Source organism: Pseudomonadales bacterium (genome assembly GCA_013215025.1).
GTDB lineage: Bacteria > Pseudomonadota > Gammaproteobacteria > Pseudomonadales > DT-91 > DT-91.
In genome coordinates, this window is the sequence record JABSRR010000191.1 from 1 (window position 1) to 5,061 (window position 5,061).

The window sequence follows — 5,061 nt, forward strand, 5'->3', positions numbered from 1 at the left end:
AGCCCCAGAGATTCACCAAAGGGCCAATACTTGGGTCAAACGCGCCCGCTGAAGCGGTAAATATCTGCTGAGACAGCTTAAATAACGCGATAAAGTCTTTTGAACGATGCGCTAAGCCAGAATCCGCTTTCATCGCTGCAGAATCTAGCGGGTCTGAGGCTGAGGTATTCGCCTGCAAAGCCGGTAACCGATTAAATTGATTTAGCTCTGAATCCGCTTTATAGCTTGAGAATATTTGGTCAAGTTCGGCCAGCCTCGCATCTATCTCGGCTTGCAAGGGCGCCAACGGTAAGCGCTGCTCAGGCTGTTGGAAGCGTATATAGTAGGTGGTGGCAAAAATTTGCCCCTGCAGGCTGTCATACACTGGCCCACGATCACAGCTCCATAATGCAAAAAGCGAGACTAAAATTAGCCCCGCTTTAAAAAATTGCTGCAGTGAAAACACTATTAACTAGCCACCGAAGTCATCAAGCATGATGTTTTCATCTTCAACACCTAAGTCTTTCAACATGGCGATAACTGCCGAGTTCATCATCGGTGGTCCACACATGTAAAACTCGCAGTCTTCAGGCGCGGGATGGTCTTTCAGGTAGTTTTCTAGTACCACATTGTGAATGAAGCCGGTTTTACCTTCCCAGTTATCTTCAGGCTGTGGATCAGATAGCGCCAAATGCCACTCAAAGTTTTCGTTTTTAGCCGCTAACTCATCATACTCATCGACATAGAACGCTTCGCGAAGCGAGCGAGCACCGTACCAGAAAGAGATTTTGCGGGTAGATTTTAAGCGCTTAAGCTGGTCAAAAATATGCGAACGCATCGGCGCCATACCTGCACCACCACCGATAAATACCATTTCGGCCCCAGTTTCTTTGGCAAAGAATTCACCATAAGGGCCAGATACGGTCATTTTATCACCGGGCTTAAGATTAAATACATAAGATGACATAGCACCGGGTGGAATACCTTGAGACCCTGGCGGTGGAGAGGCAATTCGAATATTAAATTTCACAATGCCTTTTTCTTCAGGGTAGTTGGCCATCGAATAAGCACGAATGGTTTCTTCTTTAACCGTCGATACATTATTAAATACGCCAAAATGATCCCAGTCGCCGCGGTATTCTTCAGGAATATCAAAATCTTTGTAATCAACGGTGTGCGGTGGCGCTTCTAATTGCACATAACCGCCTGCGCGGAACGGCACATCTTCGCCTTCTGGCAGTTTAAGCACCAATTCTTTGATAAACGTAGCAACGTTATCGTTAGAGACAACCGTGGTTTCCCACTTTTTAACGCCGAAGAATTCTGGCTCGACTTCGATCTTCATATCTTGCTTAACCGCGACTTGGCAGGCTAAACGGCTATGCTCACGAATTTGGCCCTTGGTAAAATGGCCTTCTTCAGTCGGCAGAATCGATCCGCCGCCTTCTGTCACATGGCATTTACATTGGGCACAGGTGCCGCCGCCACCGCAGGCAGACGATAAGAAAATGCCTTGATCGGCCAGGGTCGTCAGTAACTTACCACCAGCCGGTACAGATAGCGTTTTCTCGGGGTCACCATTAATTTCAATCGTGACATTGCCCGAGCTGACCATAAGAGAACGTGCAAATAAGATAATAAATACTAGCGTCATGACCACCACGGTGAACATTGCAACGCCAGAGATAATAGTCGACATATCCATAAAACTTGCCTCCGCTAGATTGACATGCCGCCGAATGACATAAAGCCAAGCGACATCAAGCCAACAGTGATAAAGGTAATACCTAAGCCTTCAAGACCTTTGGGCACATCCGAATATTTAAGCTTCTCACGAATACCAGCCAATGCAGCAATCGCAAGAGCCCAGCCTACACCAGCGCCAATACCGTATACGACTGACTCACCGAAGTTATAGCTACGCTCTACCATTAACAGTGAAGCACCTAAAATCGCACAGTTAACCGTGATTAACGGTAAGAAAACCCCTAGGGCACCGTAAAGTGCTGGCACATACTTATCGAGAAACATTTCCAAGATTTGTACGATGGCGGCAATCATACCGATGTATGACAAATAGCCTAAAAAGCTCAAATCTACATCACTGAGCTCAGGGTCAATCCACGTTAAGGCAGCGGGTTTTAATAAGTAGTTAAAAATCAGGTTATTGGCTGGCACTGTCACCGCCAAAACCACCACCACAGCAACACCTAAGCCAACCGCAGTTTCAACTTTTTTTGACACCGCTAAGAAGGTACACATACCCAAGAAGAATGCCAGAGCCATGTTTTCGATAAACACGGCACGAATAAATAGCGAGATATACTCTTCCATCAGTGAGCCTCCTGCGCTTTCGAGTTGGGTGCCATATCAAATTCTTTCGCTTCTTGCTGGTCAGTTTTCCAGCTGCGCAGCAGCCAAATAAACATCGCAATAATAAAGAATGAGCTTGGTGGTAATAGTAATAGGCCGTTTGGCTCATACCAGCCGCCATTCGCTACCGTGGGTAAAATTTCGATGCCGAATAAGCTGCCAGCACCCAGTAGCTCACGCACGAAGCCAACAAACAGTAATACAACAGAATAGCCCAGACCGTTACCAAGCCCGTCTAAAAATGATTTTACCGGAGGGTTGGTCATTGCATAAGCCTCTGCGCGACCCATGACGATACAGTTGGTGATAATTAAACCAACAAAAACCGACAAGCCTTTTGCGATTTCATAGGCAACCGCTTTTAACACTTCATCAACCACAATAACCAAGGAGGCGATAATGGTCATCTGTACGATAATACGGATGCTTGAAGGGATGAAATTTCGAATGCAAGCAATGAAAAAGCTTGAAAATGCGGTCACTAAGGTTAGTGCAATACTCATGACCACCGCAGTATTCATACTGGTGGTAACGGCTAAGGCCGAACAAATACCTAGGATTTGCAGGGCAATAGGATTCTTGCCGAAAATCGGCTCGACTAATACTTCTTTGGTCGATGCAGACATGATTAGGCTTCTCCTGCTTTGATATTGTTCAAGTAATTGGCAAAGCCTGGCTCGCCCAACCAAAAGCGGATCATGCTATTGACGCCAGCTGTGGTTAAGGTTGCACCTGACAAACCATCGATGTAGCCATCGTCGGTTTTTGGCGTCGCATTGCTGATGTTTTTACTGCCCACCACAATATTAACCTTACCGTTATCGGCAAAAGCTGATTTACCCTGCCAGAGACTTTTCCAGCTGTCTAATTCAACATTCGCACCGAGTCCCGGCGTTTCTTTATGTTGGTAGTAAGAGAGGCCTTTGATGGTATTCGCATCAGATTCCAACACCAAAAAGCCATACATTGCACCCCACAGGCCAGGACCATAGATCGGAAGGACATACAGCTCAGGCGTGCCAGTAGGTTGATAGACAAAGACTTCTTGATATTGTTTTACCGTAGCCAAACCTGCAGGCGCATCAGCGCGCGCAACAAGCGCCGTGTTATCGGCACTGTCGACATACATACCTGTCTCGATATCAACTAATTTTGACTCAAACTTGGCGAAGGTATCGTTGATATCTTCGGCCGTTGCATTGGGCTTTAATAGGCCCGCCGCTGAGATGATATTTTTACGTAAATCTAACTCTTTATTGGCCGTTTGCTGCGGTTTCAATGCTACCGCAACAGCCGACACCAAGATCGAGCAGACCAAACATAACACCATGGCGACAACCAAGGTGTTGATCGCTTCTTTGTTAAGCATTGCGGGCAATTCTCCGTTTTACATTGGCAGAGACCACAAAATGGTCAATGAAAGGGGCAAATAAGTTGGCAAATAAAATAGCCAACATAATACCTTCAGGGAAAGCGGGGTTAATGACGCGAATTAACACCGTCATAAAGCCAATCAAGAAGCCAAAGAAAAATTTACCCGTGTGGGTCATTGAGGACGAAACTGGGTCGGTTGCCATAAACACGGTACCGAAGGCAAAACCACCTAATACGAAGTGCCATTGCGGCGGCAAGTTCATCATCGGATTAGTCTCAGAGCCAATAGCATTAAACAGCAAACTAGTCGCTACCATACCCACTACAACCGATAACATAATTCTCCAGGAGGCAATTTTGGTCCACAGCAGTACCGCGCCGCCAATCAAAATCATCAGCGTTGAGGTTTCACCAATACTGCCCTGCATATTGCCAAGAAAAGCATCCATCCAGCTAATGCTATTGCCGTAAGCATCTGTCAATGGCGCGCCAGCAGCAGCAAGACTCAATGGTGTAGCGCCAGTAAAACCATCCAGCGCAGTCCACGCTGATTCGCCGGAAATATCTGCTGGATAGGCAAAATACAAAAAGGCACGGCCAGTTAGCGCTGGGTTAAGGAAGTTTTTACCGGTACCGCCAAATACTTCTTTACCAATCACTACACCAAACGAGATACCTAAGGCTGCTTGCCATAAAGGCAGGTCCGGCGGACAAATGAGCGAAAATAATACCGAGGTCACGAAGAAACCTTCATTCACTTCATGGCCGCGTACCGCAGCAAATAAAACTTCCCAGAAGCCACCAACAATAAAAACGGTTAGGTAGATGGGAAAGAAGTAAAATGCACCATACACCATATTATCCCAGCTGCTGCTAGGGTCATGACCGGCAAACAAACCGATTAATAGGTGGTGCCAGTCAGTCGCTGCATTGGCGATGCCGCCTGCCGCAGCAATGGCGGTATTGGCCTGGAAGCCTAAATTATGCATACCCCAAAACATCGCAGGAAATGTACAGAACCATACCGTAATCATCATACGTTTAAGGTCGATACCGTCGCGCACATGTGCACCCGACTGTGTGGTGTAAGCCGGCTGATAGAAAATGGTGTCTACTGCCTCATAGAGCGCGTAGAATTTTTCGTATTTACCACCTTTGGTAAAGTTAGGCTCGATATTGTCTAAAAAACCACGTAAAGACATCTTAGCCCTCCTTCTCAATGAGAGTTAGGTTATCACGTAAAATGGGGCCGTACTCATATTTGCCTGGGCAGGCATAAGTGCAAAGCGCCAAATCTTCTTCGTCTAGCTCAAGCGCACCTAGCTTGATCGCCGA

The 5,061-nt window shown here is 46.6% G+C and carries 6 protein-coding genes; all 6 read right to left on the reverse strand.

The window, feature by feature from the left end; genetic code table 11:
• Nucleotides 1-364, reverse strand: a 364-nt coding sequence (locus HRU21_11425; protein NRA42899.1) for an FAD:protein FMN transferase, incomplete at its 3' end; no start/stop codon positions are given.
• Between the two features lie 87 nt (nucleotides 365-451).
• Nucleotides 452-1,684: an NADH:ubiquinone reductase (Na(+)-transporting) subunit F gene (locus tag HRU21_11430; protein ID NRA42900.1), complete on the reverse strand. Its 1,233-nt coding sequence runs from the start codon at nucleotides 1,682-1,684 to the stop codon at nucleotides 452-454.
• Nucleotides 1,685-1,698: 14 nt separating this feature from the next.
• Nucleotides 1,699-2,313 (reverse strand): NADH:ubiquinone reductase (Na(+)-transporting) subunit E, encoded by a 615-nt coding sequence (gene nqrE, locus HRU21_11435; GenBank protein ID NRA42901.1) that lies wholly within the window; start codon nucleotides 2,311-2,313, stop codon nucleotides 1,699-1,701.
• On the reverse strand, nucleotides 2,313-2,978 hold the full coding sequence (locus HRU21_11440) for an NADH:ubiquinone reductase (Na(+)-transporting) subunit D (GenBank protein ID NRA42902.1): 666 nt from the start codon (nucleotides 2,976-2,978) through the stop codon (nucleotides 2,313-2,315). Before HRU21_11440 ends, nqrE begins: the two co-directional genes overlap by 1 nt.
• Nucleotides 2,979-2,980: 2 nt before the next feature.
• The gene (locus tag HRU21_11445) at nucleotides 2,981-3,721 is read right to left on the reverse strand and encodes a Na(+)-translocating NADH-quinone reductase subunit C (GenBank protein NRA42903.1); all 741 of its coding nucleotides are present in this window, start codon (nucleotides 3,719-3,721) and stop codon (nucleotides 2,981-2,983) included.
• Nucleotides 3,714-4,928 (reverse strand): NADH:ubiquinone reductase (Na(+)-transporting) subunit B, encoded by a 1,215-nt coding sequence (locus HRU21_11450; protein ID NRA42904.1) that lies wholly within the window; start codon nucleotides 4,926-4,928, stop codon nucleotides 3,714-3,716. Before HRU21_11450 ends, HRU21_11445 begins: the two co-directional genes overlap by 8 nt.
• Nucleotides 4,929-5,061: the final 133 nt, after the last annotated feature.